At 67.5% G+C, this 16309-nt stretch carries 17 protein-coding genes; 9 read left to right on the top strand and 8 right to left on the bottom strand.

What is annotated here, in order from left to right:
- Positions 1-14: 14 nt before the first annotated feature.
- Complete coding sequence (locus tag OHB12_RS30280; protein WP_327113015.1) at positions 15-554, top strand: GtrA family protein; 540 nt, start codon at positions 15-17, stop codon at positions 552-554.
- A 1-nt stretch (position 555) separates the two neighbouring features.
- Here the strand turns inward: OHB12_RS30280 and OHB12_RS30275 are convergent, their stop codons facing one another.
- From OHB12_RS30275 to OHB12_RS30255, 5 genes are all read right to left on the bottom strand, one after another.
- Complete coding sequence (locus OHB12_RS30275; protein WP_327113013.1) at positions 556-1863, bottom strand: sensor histidine kinase; 1308 nt, start codon at positions 1861-1863, stop codon at positions 556-558.
- Position 1864: 1 nt separating this feature from the next.
- Positions 1865-2542 carry a response regulator transcription factor gene (locus OHB12_RS30270; RefSeq protein WP_327113011.1) on the bottom strand — a complete coding sequence of 226 codons (678 nt, stop codon included), beginning with the start codon at positions 2540-2542 and terminating at the stop codon, positions 1865-1867.
- 16 nt (positions 2543-2558) lie between these two features.
- Positions 2559-3110 (bottom strand): PH domain-containing protein, encoded by a 552-nt coding sequence (locus tag OHB12_RS30265; protein ID WP_327113009.1) that lies wholly within the window; start codon positions 3108-3110, stop codon positions 2559-2561.
- Between the two features lie 196 nt (positions 3111-3306).
- Positions 3307-4092 carry a biotin--[acetyl-CoA-carboxylase] ligase gene (locus OHB12_RS30260; RefSeq protein WP_327113007.1) on the bottom strand — a complete coding sequence of 262 codons (786 nt, stop codon included), beginning with the start codon at positions 4090-4092 and terminating at the stop codon, positions 3307-3309.
- Positions 4093-4129: 37 nt separating this feature from the next.
- On the bottom strand, positions 4130-4324 hold the full coding sequence (locus OHB12_RS30255) for a hypothetical protein (RefSeq protein ID WP_327113005.1): 195 nt from the start codon (positions 4322-4324) through the stop codon (positions 4130-4132).
- Positions 4325-4531: 207 nt separating this feature from the next.
- Here OHB12_RS30255 and OHB12_RS30250 point away from each other — a divergent pair, with 207 nt between their 5' ends.
- From OHB12_RS30250 to OHB12_RS30240, 3 genes are all read left to right on the top strand, one after another.
- On the top strand, positions 4532-6172 hold the full coding sequence (locus OHB12_RS30250) for an acyl-CoA carboxylase subunit beta (RefSeq protein WP_327113003.1): 1641 nt from the start codon (positions 4532-4534) through the stop codon (positions 6170-6172).
- A 141-nt stretch (positions 6173-6313) separates the two neighbouring features.
- Positions 6314-6652 (top strand): acyl-CoA carboxylase subunit epsilon, encoded by a 339-nt coding sequence (locus OHB12_RS30245; protein ID WP_327113001.1) that lies wholly within the window; start codon positions 6314-6316, stop codon positions 6650-6652.
- Positions 6649-7281, top strand: a complete 633-nt coding sequence (locus OHB12_RS30240) for a nucleoside triphosphate pyrophosphatase (protein ID WP_327112999.1) — start codon at positions 6649-6651, stop codon at positions 7279-7281. Before OHB12_RS30245 ends, OHB12_RS30240 begins: the two co-directional genes overlap by 4 nt.
- Here OHB12_RS30240 and OHB12_RS30235 read toward each other — a convergent pair.
- Positions 7210-7992, bottom strand: coding sequence for a helix-turn-helix transcriptional regulator (locus tag OHB12_RS30235; protein WP_327112997.1), 783 nt, complete (start codon positions 7990-7992; stop codon positions 7210-7212). The two genes, OHB12_RS30240 and OHB12_RS30235, sit on opposite strands and share 72 nt — an antisense overlap.
- 166 nt (positions 7993-8158) lie before the next feature.
- Between OHB12_RS30235 and OHB12_RS30230 the strand changes: the two genes are divergently transcribed.
- From OHB12_RS30230 to OHB12_RS30220, 3 genes are all read left to right on the top strand, one after another.
- Entirely contained in the window at positions 8159-9067 is a 909-nt protein-coding gene (locus OHB12_RS30230; protein ID WP_327121617.1) for a sulfurtransferase, read from the top strand.
- A gap of 198 nt (positions 9068-9265) precedes the next feature.
- A complete protein-coding gene (locus tag OHB12_RS30225) occupies positions 9266-11071 on the top strand; it encodes an acetyl/propionyl/methylcrotonyl-CoA carboxylase subunit alpha (RefSeq protein ID WP_327112995.1) in 1806 nt (601 codons plus the stop codon).
- A gap of 390 nt (positions 11072-11461) precedes the next feature.
- Positions 11462-11620: a hypothetical protein gene (locus tag OHB12_RS30220; RefSeq protein WP_327112993.1), complete on the top strand. Its 159-nt coding sequence runs from the start codon at positions 11462-11464 to the stop codon at positions 11618-11620.
- Between the two features lie 137 nt (positions 11621-11757).
- On the opposite strand, the gene OHB12_RS30215 is transcribed toward OHB12_RS30220, so the two are convergent.
- Complete coding sequence (locus OHB12_RS30215) at positions 11758-13833, bottom strand: serine/threonine-protein kinase (protein ID WP_327112991.1); 2076 nt, start codon at positions 13831-13833, stop codon at positions 11758-11760.
- Between the two features lie 295 nt (positions 13834-14128).
- On the opposite strand from OHB12_RS30215, the gene OHB12_RS30210 reads away from it, so the two are divergent.
- Together OHB12_RS30210 and OHB12_RS30205 are read left to right on the top strand one after the other, a co-directional pair.
- The gene (locus OHB12_RS30210) at positions 14129-14512 is read left to right on the top strand and encodes a DUF1707 SHOCT-like domain-containing protein (protein ID WP_327112989.1); all 384 of its coding nucleotides are present in this window, start codon (positions 14129-14131) and stop codon (positions 14510-14512) included.
- Entirely contained in the window at positions 14512-14856 is a 345-nt protein-coding gene (locus tag OHB12_RS30205; RefSeq protein ID WP_327112987.1) for a hypothetical protein, read from the top strand. Before OHB12_RS30210 ends, OHB12_RS30205 begins: the two co-directional genes overlap by 1 nt.
- A 132-nt stretch (positions 14857-14988) precedes the next feature.
- Here OHB12_RS30205 and OHB12_RS30200 read toward each other — a convergent pair whose 3' ends face one another.
- Positions 14989-16239, bottom strand: coding sequence for a YVTN family beta-propeller repeat protein (locus OHB12_RS30200; RefSeq protein ID WP_327112985.1), 1251 nt, complete (start codon positions 16237-16239; stop codon positions 14989-14991).
- Positions 16240-16309: the final 70 nt, after the last annotated feature.

Below are 16309 nucleotides of genomic sequence, written 5' to 3'. Positions count from 1 at the left end.
TACACTCCGGTCTTGTGACATTCGTCGACGACGTGGTCAGCGTCCTCCCCAAACAGCTGCAAGACATCGCGTACCGGCAGCGGGAATTGATCAAGTTCGCGATCGTCGGCGCGACCACCTTCGTGATCGACAGCGGCATCTTCTACATGCTGAAGTGGACGGTGCTCGCGGAGAAACCGGTCACCGCCAAGATCATTTCCGGCGTCATCGCCGTGATCGCGTCCTACATCCTCAACCGGGAATGGTCGTTCAAGAACCGGGGCGGACGTGAACGCCATCATGAGGCAGCGCTCTTCTTCGGCGTCAGCGGCGTCGGCGTTGTGCTGTCCTTCACGCCGCTGTGGATTTCCAGCTACGTTTTCGACCTGCGCCAGCCCAATGTGAGCTTCACTGTCGAGAATGTCGCCGACTTCATCAGCGCTTTCGTCATCGGCAACCTGCTGCAGATGGCCTTCCGGTTCTGGGCGATGCGCCGCTGGGTCTTCCCCGACGAAATGAACGAGATCGTTGCGGAATTCGAGGACCTCGTGGAAGAGGAATTCGGCCACAGCTGAGTCATCTCGGCTCAGCCACCACCGAGTTGGGCGCCCGGTACCCCGACGATCCGAGGAAGACCGCGAACAGCGCGGGCCTGCGTCGCTGCAATTCCAGGCGCCCGCCGTCGGCCTCGACCAGCGCACGCGCCAGCGCCAGTCCCACGCCGGTAGAACCGCCCGCCGAGAACCCCCGATCGAAGATGTGCGGCGCCAGCTCGTCGCGCACCCCGTCGCCCTCGTCGGCGACCTCGACACACACCAGCGGCTCCCGATCGCCGCCCGGCCGCACTGTGCGCACCGATACCGTGCAGGTTCCGCCACCATGCATGAGTGCGTTGTCCACCAGCACTGCCACCGCCTCGCGCAGCCGCGAGCCGGTGAGCGGCGCGCGCAGCGACTCGTCCCCGATCAGCGTCAGCGCCCGGCCCGCCTCAGCGAACGGGTGGGTCCATTCGGCGACCATGCCGCGCAGCTCGTCCATCACCGGCACCGGATCGCGGTCCGCCGCGTCCTCGTCCCGCGACGCCCGCACCAGATCGTCGATTGCTTCGGTGAGCCGGTCCACCTGGGCCATCGCCTCCTCGGCCTCGTGCACCACCTCCGGATCGGAGTGCGTGGAGAGCTCGTCCAGGCGCAGCCGCACGGCGGTAAGCCTGCTGCGCAGCTGGTGCGACACATCGGCGACCAAGGCGTGCTCCCGCTGGAGCCGCCCGGCGATCTCCACGGTCGCCGAATCGAGCACGTCCGAGACGCGGTCCAGTTCCGAAATACCGTGCCTACGCGGATCGGGCCGGAAATCGCCCATCGCCAGCCGCGCGGCGCGCGCCGCGACGTCGCGCAGCGGATCGGCCACCCGACGGGCGGTGACCACCGCGACCGAGACCGCCGCTGCCAACGAGGCGAGCACCGCGAGTCCCACCACCGCGACCGCCTGACGCTGCATGGCGTGCATCGGCGCCGAGGGCACCTCCAGACGCAGCGACCCCGAGGTGCCCATCGACAGCGACTCCACCAACGGGTCGGACACATCGCCCGCCCCGACGTCGCGCCGGGAGGCGTTGTCCCGCGGCGACGGGTAGACGATGGTGAGCTTGCCGTTCTCGGGCACCAACGGCGCCACCGACCGCGTGTCCAACTCGCCGAGCACCGTGCCATCGCCGTGCTCCTGCGCGATGATCTCCGTTGCGATCCGGTCCAGCCGGTTCTGTAGGTCGTTGCGGGTGATGTCCTCGACCCACAGCCAAGCCGTATAGATGAGCGGCACGCCGAGCACGACCGTGGTGAGGGTCAGCACAGTGAGCATCGAACGCAGAATCCGTCGGCGCATGTCAGTCGGTATTCAGTCGGAAGCCGACACCGCGGACGGTGACGATGCGCCGCTCGGCCATCGGCCCTTCGTCACCGATCTTGCGGCGCAGCCAGGACATATGCATATCCAAGGTCTTGGAGCCGCGCAGCTCGGCGTCACCCCACACCTCGCGCAGGATGGTCTCGCGCGGCACCACCTGCCCGGCCCGGTCGATCAGTACCTTGAGCAATTCGTATTCCTTATTGGCCAAACCGATTTCGACGCCGTTCACCAGCACCCGCCGCGCCGCCGGTTCCAAACGGATGCCGCCTACTTCGACCGTGTCGTCACCGATGCCGCTGCGGCGCAACAACGCTCGCACCCGGGCCAACAGCTCGGCGAGCCGGAAGGGCTTGCCGACGTAGTCGTCGGCGCCCGCGTCCAGCCCGACCACGAAGTCCACCTCGTCGGTGCGCGCGGTGAGCATCAGCACAGCCAGATCCGCACCGCGGGCGCGCACCTGACGACACACCTCGAGCCCGTCCATTCCTGGCAGGCCGAGGTCGAGGATGAGCAGATCGTGGTCGCCTTCCAGTGCCCGCGTCAGCACGGCGGGCCCGAAACGCTCGACGGTCACCGAATAGCCCTCACGCCCGAGCGCGCGCGACAGCGGCGCGGCGATAGCCTCGTCGTCCTCGGCCAGCAGTACAGCGGTCATCTGCCCAGGTTACGGCTTATCGGTAGCCGCCATGGTCGTCCCAGCCGCCGCGACCGCTGTGGCCGCTGTGGCCGCGCTCGACCTCGAACACCTGGTGGTAGAGCAGCGCGTGCACCTGCTGCACGGCGGGGATGTCGTCGTACTCGAGCGGTTCGGAGGAGGACGACTCGATGATCAGCGTCCCGGTCCCGAGCATCCGGTCGAACAGCCCGTGCCGGAACTGGACACTCGAGATCCGGCTCATCGGAATGTCGATGCCGGTATGCGTGAGCACGCCCTGGCGCACGAGCACTCTGCGGTCGGTGATGATGAAATGCGTCGACTTCCAGCTGACAACCGGTGCGACACAACGCCATCCGAGGATGAACAGGTACACCACCAGCACCGCGATCAGCAGCGCGGATCGCGTGGTTCCCTCGGCCTTGCGTGAGATGAGCCCGCCCGCGAAACCGGCGAGCGCCGTGGCGACGATGAGCGTCACGATGGGCAAGAACAGCATTTTCCAATGTGGATGACGATGGAGTACCAGCTGTTCATCGGGCGCCAGCACGTCCTCCGGATAACCCATGCCAGGCACCCTACCGCGTGCGGATGCCGGAACAGCCGACACCGAAGCGCGTCGTGCTACACAATCGTCTGCCAGCGTGTCTATTCCGCGATATTCGCCAGGGAGGCCGCCCACCCCCGCCTTCCCGCCCGTCTAACACATTCAGCCACCACACTTTCCGGTTCCCGAGCGATCGGGAAGTACGCACTCCGGGTGGTCAGTTTTCCGCGCGCAGATGGGTGACGTCGGCCGCGGATACCGCCTGGTCGCCGATGAGCAGGCGGCCCGCGTCGTCGACACCGTCGGCCACGCCGGTCAGCACTTGGCCGCCGGGCAGCTCGGCCCGGACCTGGGCACCGATCGTGGCGCACCGGTCGCGGTAGGCGGCGGCCAGCTCGCCGTTCGCCCAGTTCCCGTCGCGCCACGCGGTGAAGCGGCGGGCGAATTCGGTCAGCAGCGATCGCACCAGCACGGTCCGGTCGGTCTCCTTCGCGCCCGCGAGAGTGAGCGACGTGGCATGCGGCACCGGCAGTTCCGCCTCGGTGAGGCTCACGTTGAGTCCGACGCCAATCACCACGGCCGACGCGACGCCACCTGTCGCGACCTCGGCGAGGATGCCCGCGACCTTGCGTCCGTCGATCAGCACGTCGTTAGGCCACTTGAGGTCCGCGGCGACCCCGGCCGTCGTGCGCAGCGCGTCCACGACGCTGACGCCGGTCAGCAGCGACAGCCAGCCGAGCGAGGCCGGGTCGATCCCGCGCAGCCGCACCAACAGCGACATCGCGATCTGCGCCCGCGGCGGGCTGACCCAGGTTCGCGCGTGTCGACCGCGGCCGTGTTCCTGCGTCTCCGCCAGCAGTACCACGCGATCGAGGTCCGGCTCGCCCGCCCGCGCGATCAGGTCCGCGTTCGTCGACCCGGTCGTCTCCACCACATCGATGTGGGAGAAGAACGACAGCTCGGGCGACTCGATGACACTGCGCCGCAATTGCTCTGCATCCAACGGTGGCCTCTGCACACCGGGCACGCTACTCGCAGCGCTATCCGACGAGGTCGTACACGCCGATCTGGTCGCCTGCCGCGATCTCTACCCCATCGCCTTCCGCGGACTCGCCCTCGACGGTCTCGGCCCAGCACTCGGGGTCGCCGTACTTCGGCACGGTCTGCTCGGTGCGTGTGCTCGTCCACGCCGCCGCGACGGCGTATTCGGTGACCGTCCTGCTCCATTCCCACATGGCGGGCTCCTCCCCTGAGCTCGAAAATCGGTCGTTATCAAGCTATCTGGACACCCCCCCGGCGGCGATACTCGTTTTCCGCCGATCGCACCCGCCGATCGACCAGGAACTTTGCGCTCCGCAACCTGATCTAGCTGCGGTTTTTACCAGCCGGTAGTCCGGACTCGGTTAGAAAAGAAGCACTGGCACTCGTTACACTCCGGAGCCATGACGAGTGTCCAGCAGCAGCCCGCCTCAGGTCCGGCGGGTTCCCCCGATATCCACACCACCGCCGGGAAGCTGGCTGACCTGCGGAATCGGCTGGAAGAGGCCAAGCACCCGATGGGTGAGGCCGCAGTCGACAAGGTGCACGCGAAGGGCAAGATGACTGCCCGCGAGCGCATCCTTGCCCTGCTGGACGAGGGCTCGTTCGTCGAACTCGACGCGCTGGCACGCCACCGCAGCGTCAACTTCGGTCTGGAGAACAACCGGCCGCTTGGCGACGGCGTGGTGACCGGCTACGGCACCATCGACGGCCGCGACGTCTGCATCTTCAGCCAGGATGTCACGGTGTTCGGTGGCAGCCTCGGCGAGGTCTACGGCGAGAAGATCGTCAAGGTGATGGACCTGGCCTTGAAGACCGGCCGTCCGCTGATCGGCATCAACGAGGGCGCGGGCGCGCGCATCCAGGAGGGCGTGGTCTCCCTCGGCCTGTACGGCGAGATCTTCCACCGCAACATCCAGGCCTCCGGCGTGATCCCGCAGATCTCGCTGATCATGGGCCCGGCCGCCGGTGGTCACGTGTACTCCCCCGCGCTGACCGACTTCGTGGTGATGGTCGACGGCACCAGCCAGATGTTCGTCACCGGGCCGGACGTCATCAAGACGGTGACCGGCGAGGACGTCACCATGGAGGACCTGGGCGGTGCGCACACGCACATGACCAAGTCCGGCGTCGCGCACTACGTCGCGTCCGGCGAGCAGGACGCGCTGGACTACGTCAAGGACCTGCTGTCCTACCTGCCGAGCAACAACCGCGCCGAGGCGCCGCGGTTCCCGGCCACCGACCCGGCCACCGGCGCGATCGAGGACTCCCTCACCGACGAGGACCTCGAGCTGGACACGATCATTCCGGACTCGCCGAACCAGCCCTACGACATGCACGAGGTGATCCGTCGCCTGCTGGACGACGACGAGTTCCTCGAGGTGCAGGCCGAGCGCGCGATGAATATCATCGTCGGCTTCGGTCGCGTCGACGGCCGCAGCGTCGGCATTGTGGCCAATCAGCCCACCCAGTTCGCAGGCTGCCTGGACATCGACGCCTCGGAGAAGGCGGCTCGGTTCGTGCGCACCTGCGACGCGTTCAACGTCCCGATCATCACCCTGGTCGACGTTCCCGGCTTCCTGCCCGGCACCGGCCAGGAGTACAACGGCATCATCCGGAGGGGCGCGAAGCTGCTCTACGCCTACGGCGAGGCCACTGTGGGCAAAATCACGATCATCACGCGCAAGGCCTACGGTGGCGCCTACGACGTGATGGGTTCCAAACACATGGGTGCGGATGTGAACCTCGCTTGGCCGTCCGCTCAGATCGCCGTGATGGGCGCTTCCGGTGCGGTCGGATTCGTCTACCGCAAGCAATTGCAGCAGGCCGCCAAAGAGGGCGGAGACGTCGATGCGCTGCGGCTCGAGCTGCAGAACGAGTACGAAGACACACTCGTGAACCCGTACATCGCCGCCGAGCGCGGCTATGTGGACGCGGTCATCCCGCCGTCGCACACGCGCGGTCAAATCGTGTCGGCGCTGCGATTGCTCGAACGCAAAATGGTTACCCTTCCGCCGAAGAAACACGGCAACATCCCGCTGTGATCAAGCGATATCCTCGTAGGCCGCGCACACTTGCGGAGACGTAATGAGTGGATCCGAGGATGATCTGCTTTATCGGCTATTTCTGAATATGGGAACGCCTGATCAAATCAACGCGATCGAGGCAAGAGAGGATCTGGCACTGTGACGACCGTGGCAGAAGAAGATGTGTTGAGCGCCGTCGAACTGGAACTCGCAGTCGACCCGATCGCGGATCAGGTCCGAGCGGCCACCGACGCGAACGCGGCCGCCGCGCTACCGGCCGAAGCCACCGCGGAGCCCTTCTTCCGTGTAGTGAAGGGCGCACCCACCGACGAGGAACTCGCCGCGCTGGTGTGTGTCCTGTCCGCCGCCGCGAACAGCGCGGCCCCGGCGGGCCGGTCCGGCCCGCCGGACATGTGGGGTCGCCCGACGCTGATGCACCGTGGCAGTTCGCCGTTCTCCCCGTACGCCTTCCCGCAACTGTCCCACCTGCGCGAGTGACGCGTCTGGTTCTCGCTTCCGCGTCTCCGGCGCGCAGGGAAGTACTCCGTTCGGCGGGCATCGACCCGATCGTCCGAGTATCCGACGTAGACGAGGACGCGGTGGCCCGTGCCCTTCCCCGGGATACTGCGCCCCAGCTGGTCGTGGTGGAACTGGCCCGCGCCAAGGCGGCGGCCGTCGCTGCCGACATTCCCGAGCTCGCCACCGATTGTATTGTGGTGGCCTGCGATTCGATGCTGCTCGTCGACGGCGAGCTGCAGGGCAAGCCACACACTCCCGAGGTCGCCCGCGCCCGCTGGGGTGCCATGGCGGGGCGCAGCGCGGACCTGGTGACCGGCCACTGCGTGCTGCGGCTCCGGGACGGGCAGGTCACCGCCGAGGCGGTGGACCACAGTTCCACCACGGTGCATTTCGCCAAGCCGGAACCGGACGAGCTGGACGCCTACATCGCGACCGGCGAGCCGTTGCAGGTGGCGGGTGCGTTCACCCTCGACGGGCTGGGCGGCTGGTTCGTCGATCGCATCGACGGCGATCCGTCCAGCGTCATCGGAATCGGGCTACCACTGCTGCGCCGATTGCTTGATGACGTTGGGGTCGGAGTTACGCAGTTGTGGGGCCACACGGCCTGACGGCGCGGTCAGCGGCTCGGAAGCCTCCACATCACCCACGGGCACCGTCGCCGCCTCGCGGGTGCCGGCGTGCCGCGCGGCGATGAGTTCCAGTCGCGCCACGCATAGTTCCGGCTCGACAAACGGATGCATCTGGACATCGATCTCGCCGCGCACACCGTTGCGATCGAGCACCTCTTCGATCAGGCCGAGATGCACGCCACACACCACCTCGGAGTGCGTCCGCGCGAGCTCGCGCAGCGGACACGCCGTCAGCCGGATCAACACCCGCTCGTCGGTCTCCGAGGAAGGGTCGCGTTCCGGTGCGAAGCCGAGCTCCGACATCAGCGTCATGGTGACGTCTTTGGCGTCCTCCAGTGATTCGATCCGGTGGTCGCCGGCATCGAGCTTGGCGCCCCAGGCCCGGCCCGCCGCGACGGCAGCCTCCGACCGACGCTGCGGATCGGGCCCCAACTGGTCGGCGAGCACCTGCGCCAAATCCTGATAGCCGACCGATCGCTGGACCGCGCTGTATCCGATGCGCGGACGTCCGCGGCCGCGGGGTGGCTGCTGGAATTGCCGGACGAGAGATTCCCTGGTGAGCACGTCCAGATGAAACCGAACCGTGGTGACGTGCTGTCCTGTGATTCTGGCCAGTTCTTGGGCATCGAGAGGTTCGCTGGCGCCACGTAGGATCGCAAGCAATCGCCGCCGCGGCCAAGAATCGGACATAGCTCACCCCTCCTCTCGGGAGACTTTATCGGATGTAGGTGCGATTAATTCGCCCCTCAGCCGATTTGTGATCTGAAACGAGAGTCACTATCGCCTCACACCTAGCATCGCTGTGAGACCCGAAACCGTTGTCACCACCGCCTACCCACGCGTGAAGGACCACACCGTGCCCGTTGCCTCGGATCCTCATTCCTCATTCGGTTCCTACGCACATCCTCACCGACTAGTAACCACCGAATGGTTGTCGGCAAACATCGGCACGAAGGGACTCGCGATCATCGAGTCCAACGAGGACATATTGCTCTACGACATCGGGCACGTTCCGGGCGCCACCAAGCTGGATTGGCGAGGCGATCTGAACGATCCGGTCACGCGCGACTATATCGACGGAACCCGCTTCACCGAACTGATGCGCGCCAAAGGAATCGAAGTCGACGACACGGTGGTGATCTACGGCGATCGAGACAACGCGCAGGCGGCGCACACCGCATGGGTCTTCACCTTGTTCGGGCACGAGGACGTGCGGTTACTCGACGGTGGGCGGGCGGCATGGATCTCCGAGGGACGCGACACGACCTTCGAGCCCGCCGACGGCGGCGGCAGCGCGTACCCGACCGTGCGCCGCGACGACAGCACCGCCCGCGCCTTCCGCGAGGACGTGCTCGCCCGCCTGGGCAAGCCGCTGATCGACGTGCGCTCGCCCGGGGAGTATTGCGGTGCGCCGAAGCCGGACAACCCCCAGGACGCCGCGCTGCGCGACGGTCACATTCCGACCGCGCTGAACATCCCGTGGTCCGAGTCGCTCGCCCCGGACGGACGGTTCCGCCCGCGCGCGGAACTCGACGAGATCTACCGCCCGCTGGCCGGCCTGGACGACCTGATGGTCTACAGCCGGGTCGGCGTACGGTCCAGTCACACCTGGTTCGTCCTCACCTATCTGCTCGGCTATGACACCGTCCGCAACTACGACGGTTCCTGGACCGAATGGGGCAACGCGGTGCGGATGCCGATCGCCAAGGGAGATGATTCCGGCGAGGTCCCTTCGGGCGCCTCGCGGCGCGCCCGCGGCAGGTAGGGCAGGCTGCGGTCCCGAACACCGCCCGCGTAGGTTGTGAGCTACGACCTACTGTTGAGTAGGGCTAGCCGGGTTCGGTGTCTGTTGGCAGACTGCCTACACTCGCCCGAGACGTAAGTTTGTCGACTACGGGAGCGGAGCCCTGCGCAGCGACCCCACCCCCCGCGAAGCGACCAAAGATTGCACACAGGAGGCTCAGTGCCCAGCCATGCCAGCGCACGGATCACGAAGGTACTCGTAGCTAACCGAGGCGAAATCGCCGTGCGCGTAATCCGGGCGGCCAAGGACGCCGGCATCGGCAGCGTCGCGGTCTACGCCGAGCCGGACGCCGATGCCCCGTTCGTGAAGCTCGCCGACGAGGCATTCGCCCTGGGTGGGCAGACCTCGGCCGAGTCGTACCTCGTGTTCGACAAGATCCTCGACGCCGCCGCCCGGTCCGGCGCCGACGCCATCCACCCTGGCTATGGCTTCCTGTCGGAGAACGCCGATTTCGCCCAGGCCGTCATCGACGCCGGGCTGATCTGGATCGGCCCCTCGCCGCAATCGATTCGCGACCTGGGTGACAAGGTCACCGCGCGCCATATCGCCGAGCGCGCGAAAGCGCCGATGGCCGCGGGCACCAAGGACCCGGTCAAGAACGCCGACGAGGTTGTGGAGTTCGCGAAGAAGTACGGCGTTCCGGTCGCCATCAAGGCCGCGTTCGGCGGCGGCGGTCGTGGCATGAAGGTCGCGCACTCCATCGAGGAGATCCCCGAGCTGTTCGAGTCGGCCACCCGCGAGGCGACCGCCGCCTTCGGCCGCGGCGAGTGCTTCGTCGAGCAGTATCTGGACAAGGCCCGTCACGTCGAGGCACAGGTCATCGCCGACAAGCACGGCAACGTCGTGGTCGCGGGCACCCGCGACTGCTCGCTGCAACGGCGCTTCCAGAAGCTCGTCGAGGAGGCCCCCGCGCCGTTCCTGACCGACGAGGTGCGTACGAAGATCCACGCCTCGGCCAAAGCCATCTGCAAGGAAGCCCACTACTACGGCGCGGGCACCGTCGAGTACCTGGTGCAGGGCGAGACCGTCTCGTTCCTCGAGGTGAACACCCGTCTACAGGTCGAACACCCGGTCACCGAGGAGACCGCGGGCATCGACCTGGTGCGCCAGCAGTTCCGCATCGCCAACGGCGAAGAGCTGGAGATCAAGGAAGACCCCACGCCGCGTGGCCACTCCTTCGAGTTCCGCATCAACGGCGAGGACGCGGGCCGCGGCTTTCTGCCCGCCCCCGGCCCGGTCACGGTGTACAAGGAGCCGACAGGCCCCGGCGTCCGCGTGGACTCCGGCGTGGTGCAGGGCAGCGTGATCGGCGGTCAGTTCGACTCGATGCTGGCCAAGCTGATCGTCACCGGGGAGAACCGCACGCAGGCGCTGGAGCGGGCGCGACGCGCCCTGGCCGAGTTCGAGGTCGACGGCCTTGCCACCGTCATCCCGTTCCACCGGGCGATCGTCGAGGACCCGGCGTTCATCGGTGACGGCGAGACGTTCCAGGTCTACACCAAGTGGATCGAAACCGAGTGGGTCAACGCTGTCGAGCCGTTCAGCGGCGGTGCCGCCGAGGCCGACGAGGACGAGGATCTGCCCAGGCAGAAGGTCGTCGTCGAGGTCGGTGGACGCCGGGTCGAGGTGTCGCTTCCTGGCAACTTCACCGTGGGCGCCGGAGCCGCTGGAGCGGCGAGCAACGGCGCCGGTGTGATCCGCAAGAAGCCCAAGCCGCGCAAGCGTGGCGGCGCGGGCGGCGGCGCGGCCTCCGGTGACGCGGTCACCGCACCGATGCAGGGCACCGTCGTCAAGGTCGCCGTCGAGGAAGGCCAATCCGTCGAGGCGGGTGACCTGATCGTGGTGCTCGAGGCGATGAAGATGGAGAACCCGGTCAACGCGCACAAGGCAGGCGTGGTCACCGGGCTGTCCGTCGAGGCGGGCGCGGCGATCACCCAGGGTACGGTTCTCGCCGAAATCAAGTAGACACGGGGCGAAGACCGTCTCCGAGCGGGTGCTGGACACGACGTCCGCGCCCGCTCTGTTCGATCAGCGGCGTTCGTCGGCCCTCCGTGGTGACGCAAACTGCCTCCTCCAGGCCTGAAACTCACGCCGCCCTGTTCGATCAGCGGCGTTCGTCGGCCCTCCGTGGTGACGCAAACTGCCTCCTCCAGGCCTGAAACTCACGCCGCCCTGTTCGATCAGCGGCGTTCGTCGGCCCTCCGTGGTGACGCAAACTGCCTCCTCCAGGCCTGAAACTCACGCCGCCCTGTTCGATCAGCGGCGTTCGTCGGCCCTCCGTGGTGACGCAAACTGCCTCCTCCAGGCCTGAAACTCACGCCGCCCTGTTCGATCAGCGGCGTTCGTCGGCCCTCCGTGGTGACGCAAACTGCCTCCTCCAGGCCTGAAACTCACGCCGCCACCGACACCCGCACCGGTCAGGCGGTCGACCTGCACCCGCACATCACCGACAAGCGCACGCTCATGCGCGCGCTGCGTGCCTCGGCGGGATTGCCCATCCTGGCCGGACGTTGACAGCGCGGCCCGCGACACCGCCCTGCTGGCCAGGGCTCTGCGTATCGGCCGCCAAGCGGTCCGCACGGCTCTCGCCGACACCGCCCGCGTCGCCCTGACGCGTCCCCAGCCAACGGACTCCGAGCGTCGCCGCCGCGTCAGTTGAGGTGCACCCGGACTCCGTTGGAGAGGACGAAGTCGTGGAGTTCGAGGTGGTCGGGGCTGGCCTGCGGCGGGAGATCGAAGACCAGTTGGGTGGTGGCGGACTGGCCTGGGCGCAGCTCGAACGAATAACCGAGGCGCTGTTGGGTGTTCTGCCACATGGTGGCGGTGGCATTGTGCTCGAAGGGGGTGCCCTGGGCGTCGAACAGGCGCTGGCCCATCGGCAGGAACCACTTCACCTCGTCGGAGATGTTGCGGACGGCCAGGGTGACGATCAGGAACGAGCCTGCGGCCGTTTGCAATCCTACTCGCGACACGTCCGCGTCGACCTTCGTCACGACGAACTCGAATTTGCCGTCGCGGACCGGGGTGTCCCCCGACGCCGGTACGGCGGGGTCCGGTGGCGACCGATCCGGCGGCGGTCCGGGATGCTCGTCCGCAAGCGCCGAGGGCGGCGAGGCGGGCGCACCGCCGCCCGAATCGCTCGCCTTGCTCCCGACGGCGATCAGCGCGAAACATCCCGCGGCGAGCGCGAACGGTGCCAGGAAGATCACGGTCAGCGTACCGATCACCTTCGACATCATGCTCCGCCGCCGCGGCCGCCACCGCAGCACCGGGACGAGCGGGCGCACCTGAGGAGGTCGGTAGGCAGGACGATTGACCGGAGCGGGGAAGACCCTGCGCGCGGGTGTGCCTGCCCGCGGATACGGCAGGGGCGATGGGGTGGGCCTCGGGGCCAGCACCCGCGCCTGGAGTGCGAGCAGCCGCCCCTGCCATCCGCCGGGGTCGGGCCCGGCGCCCGGTTGCCCACGTCGAGCGGGAACCGCCGGATACGGTCCGTTCGAGTACCAATGCTGCGCGCCTGAATACGGCTGCCCGGCAACCGGATATACCGCACCCGCACTCACCTGCGGCTGTCCCGCATCGAAATACGGCTGCCGACTCCGTGGCGCATCGGGAGCCGAGGAGCGATTCGAATTATGCTGTCCCGCAGCAGGATTCACTTGTGGCACGATCGGGGATATATCGAGCCTTGTCGCCACCAAGGTCGGCGTCGGCCCCGGCTCCGGCAGAACCTTCGTCGGCGTCGGCCCGCATTCCGCGGCGACCGCCGCGGGAGCCTGCCCGGGTCGCGGCGGATGTTCCACAGCGGGTTCGTCGGTCAGGAACTTCGTTGCCGGGCGGCCGGGTTCGGGGAGGTGCGTGGTCGGCGGCACCGAGTCAGCGGCGGCAACCGGTGCGGTCTGCGCGCGCGGCGCGGGCGCACCGATCGCCGTGCGTGCGGCGGCGGCGAATGCGCCTGCGGTGGAAAATCGTTCGGCCGGGTCCTTGGCCAGACCCCGATCGATGACGGCATCGAGCTCGACCGGAACGTCGACGCGGGCCGAGCTGGCGTGCGGCGGTGCCGACATCAGGTGGGCGTGCATCTGCTGGGCGGGATCGGTGTCGCCGTAGGGCCGGGAGCCGGTGAGGCATTCGTAGAGCACACAGGCCAGCGAGTAGACGTCCGCGCGACCGTCCACCTTGCCGGTGAACCGTTCCGGCGCCATGTAGGCCAGGGTGCCAATCGCCATGCCGGTGGTGGTCACGGCCGTCTGGCCCAGCCCATGTGCGATGCCGAAGTCGATCAGGTAGGTAAAGCCGGTGGGATGAACGACGATGTTCGACGGTTTGACGTCGCGGTGTACCAGCCCGGCCCGATGCGCCACGTCGAGCGCGACCGCCACGTGTCCGACGATGCCGACCGCGATGTCCGGCGCCAGCGGCCCCTCGGCCGCCAGCCTGCCCGCCAGGTCGGTGCCCTCGACGAACTGCATGTCGATGTAGAACCGACCATCGATCTCGCCGAAGTGGTGAATCCGCGGCACGTGCGGATCGCGCAACGCGGCAACGGCCTCGGCTTCGCGCTCGAACCGCTTGCGATATCCCCCGGCGGCCGCGAGTTCGGCAGGCAGGAGTTTCAGCGCCACCCATCGCGTCGCAGCCGTGTCGTACGCCAACCAGACCTGCCCCATACCGCCCTTGCCGAGCAGCCGCTCCAGCCGGTAACCCCCGAATCGCACCTCCCCCATCGCGAACCTCCAGTCACCATTGACATCTGGCGGACCCATTCTTCGCCCGAACGAGCCGACAACGGAAATCAGCAGCTCACCATACGAATACCGAACAATCCATCCTCTTTCGGAGCCTAACCGCACCCGGCCGCGCGCACCACTGTGTGCTGGACGACAGTCCGGCGACGCACGCCCGCCTACCTACGTGGCTCGTCCGGCTCGCCAGTTGCCCTGGTTCGAGTGGCCCGGCTCGTCCTTCTGGCCGAACCGCATCTCGCCCATCGCGAAATAACCTCCCGCTAGCCTTCTCCTCATGGAGGAGTTACCCGAAATTCGGATCGGCACCACAGAACGCGAGCAGGCGATGCGGCGACTGTCCGATCATTTCGCAGCCGGGCGGCTCAGCGTCGCGGAATTCGACGAACGCAGCGTCGTAGTCGCCGCGGCGCTCACCCGCGGCGATCTGGACAAAGTATTCACCGATCTGCCCGCCGAGCCCGTGACGGCGGCGCTGCCCGCCGATCGGGCCGGCGGATTCCTCGCCGACTGGCCTGACCGAGTGATCGCCGCGATCCCGATCGTCGCGGTCATTCTGTTCTTCACGACCGGCAGTTGGCTCTGGTTCCTGGCCATCCCGCTCGCGGGGGCGCTGTTCGGCACCAGGCGGCACCAGCGCGACGAGGAGGACAAAGACTGATGGAACCGATCGAGATCAACGCGGGCACCTGGTATCTGCGCGCCCTCCGCGCGGACGACCGCATCGACGACCGCCCCGCGCTGGCGGCCGGCGGGATCACCGACCCGGATTACGTGGCCCGGCGCAGCGCGGGCTGGAACGAGGACACCCACTTCTCCTGGGCCGTCTGCGAACCGACCACCGCCGAGCTGGTCGCCGAGATCGGCGTGACACCTGCGGGCGACGGCACCGCGAGGGTCACCGGGTGGGCGCGCCCCGGCTACCAGCCCGCGCTGGACGCCGGGCTGACTACCGTCCGTCGCTTCGTCGAGGGTGGATTGGGCCTGCGCCCGGTCGTCTCCTGACCTGCCTCCGAGCACGAGGGCGGCCTCCCCTTCGGATTCCTCATCCGCAGCCACGCGAGCAGCCATGCGATGCTGACTTTTCGCCCGGGTGTGTTTCTGTGCCGCACACGCGCTTCGGCGAGGTGTGTGGTGTCAGCGCATGACACCGGTGTGTCCGGTGGAATAACGTCCGGGCTGGGGCCAGACGGTGAGCCCGTGCGGTCCCCTGCCGACGCGGATGCGCGCCAACAGGTTCCAGCTGACGATGTCGATGGCGTATACCTCGCCGTGGTGGCGGCCGGTGGCCCAGAAGACCCCGCCGTCCGCCGAGATGTTGCCCATGTCCGGACTGCCGCCCCCGGGCACAAACCACTTGTGCACCAGCGCGTTCGCCACGAAATCCCAGACCGAGATGCTGCCTTCGTGCCGGTTGGTGATGAGCATCTGTCTGGAGTCGCGGGTGACGTAGAGCCCATGCGTCCCCTTGCCGGTCGGTACGAACCCGATGTTGTCGAAGGTGTGCGCGTCGATCGTGTAGATACCGTTCGCGACCATGTCGGCGACGAAGAAGGTGTGGCCGTCCGGCGACAACTTCACATCCTGCGGCTTTCCGGAGCGGCCGCCCGGCAGGTCGATCATCTTGACGACCCTGCGCTCGGCGACGTCGAAAACCAGCATCCGGCCGACGAATTCGCACGAGGCCAGGGCGAAACGGCCGTCGGCTGTGAAGTCCATGTGGTCGACGCCCGCGCAGTCGGGCACCGCGAGGGCATGCACTTTCTGCCAGGTCCGTGGGTCGTAGAAGTCCAGCGACTTGTCCGCCTCCGCGACGACCAGCGCATAGCGGCCGTCCGGCGTGAAATACATGTTGTAGGGATCACGCACCGGAACCGGCTGCCCCGGCGTGCCGGTGCGCGGATCGATCGGCAACAGGCTGCCCCGGCCCAGCGGCATGTCGTTGGTGACGAACAGCGTCTGCATGTCGTAGGACGGCACGATGTGCTGAGGTTCCATGCCGCCCGCGGGGAAGGTGTCGATCACCTGGAAGGTGTTCGGATCGATCACCGACACCGTGTTCGACTCGCTGTTGGGCACGTAGACGAGCGGGCGGTGGTCGGCCACGCTCGGGAGCAGCTCACGATTCGCCGCGTACACGTCGGTCGGCGAGAGCGGCGGAGGCATCCCGGGGAGCAGATCGGTCAGGTGCGGCGGAAACGCACTGGTGGTCTGGGTGACGACGGTGGTCTCGGCCGTCGGGCCGGTTACCGTGCCCGCGTCGCTGGTGGCGCAGCCCGCCACGGCTGCCAGCACGGTAACGCAAACCACGACGTCGTGGGGTGCACGGCTGCGGGCCTCGCGCTGTCTGTTCACGCGCTGCACCGGATGGTGAAGACGAGAGGACATGGCAGCGAAGCCTAGGGGGTGAATCCGGGATTCCGGCGCATCCGCGCCGAGGACACCGGAATATCCGGAC

The organism is Nocardia sp. NBC_01730, from assembly GCF_035920445.1.
Taxonomy (GTDB): Bacteria; Actinomycetota; Actinomycetes; order Mycobacteriales; family Mycobacteriaceae; genus Nocardia.
The sequence above is the reverse complement of the archived record's forward strand: the minus strand, read 5'-3'. Positions and strand labels throughout refer to the sequence as shown.

Bases quoted from the DNA above. Each gene is read 5' to 3' on its own strand.
- OHB12_RS30250 (WP_327113003.1), top strand. From the start codon at position 4,532: ATGACGAGTGTCCAGCAGCAGCCCGCCTCAGGTCCGGCGGGTTCCCCC.
- OHB12_RS30205 (WP_327112987.1), top strand. From the start codon at position 14,512: ATGGAACCGATCGAGATCAACGCGGGCACCTGGTATCTGCGCGCCCTC.
- OHB12_RS30270 (WP_327113011.1), bottom strand. From the start codon at position 2,542: ATGACCGCTGTACTGCTGGCCGAGGACGACGAGGCTATCGCCGCGCCG.
- OHB12_RS30265 (WP_327113009.1), bottom strand. From the start codon at position 3,110: ATGGGTTATCCGGAGGACGTGCTGGCGCCCGATGAACAGCTGGTACTC.
- OHB12_RS30255 (WP_327113005.1), bottom strand. From the start codon at position 4,324: ATGTGGGAATGGAGCAGGACGGTCACCGAATACGCCGTCGCGGCGGCG.
- OHB12_RS30200 (WP_327112985.1), bottom strand. From the start codon at position 16,239: ATGTCCTCTCGTCTTCACCATCCGGTGCAGCGCGTGAACAGACAGCGC.
- OHB12_RS30275 (WP_327113013.1), bottom strand. From the start codon at position 1,863: ATGCGCCGACGGATTCTGCGTTCGATGCTCACTGTGCTGACCCTCACC.
- OHB12_RS30215 (WP_327112991.1), bottom strand. From the start codon at position 13,833: ATGGGGGAGGTGCGATTCGGGGGTTACCGGCTGGAGCGGCTGCTCGGC.
- OHB12_RS30235 (WP_327112997.1), bottom strand. From the start codon at position 7,992: ATGTCCGATTCTTGGCCGCGGCGGCGATTGCTTGCGATCCTACGTGGC.
- OHB12_RS30210 (WP_327112989.1), top strand. From the start codon at position 14,129: ATGGAGGAGTTACCCGAAATTCGGATCGGCACCACAGAACGCGAGCAG.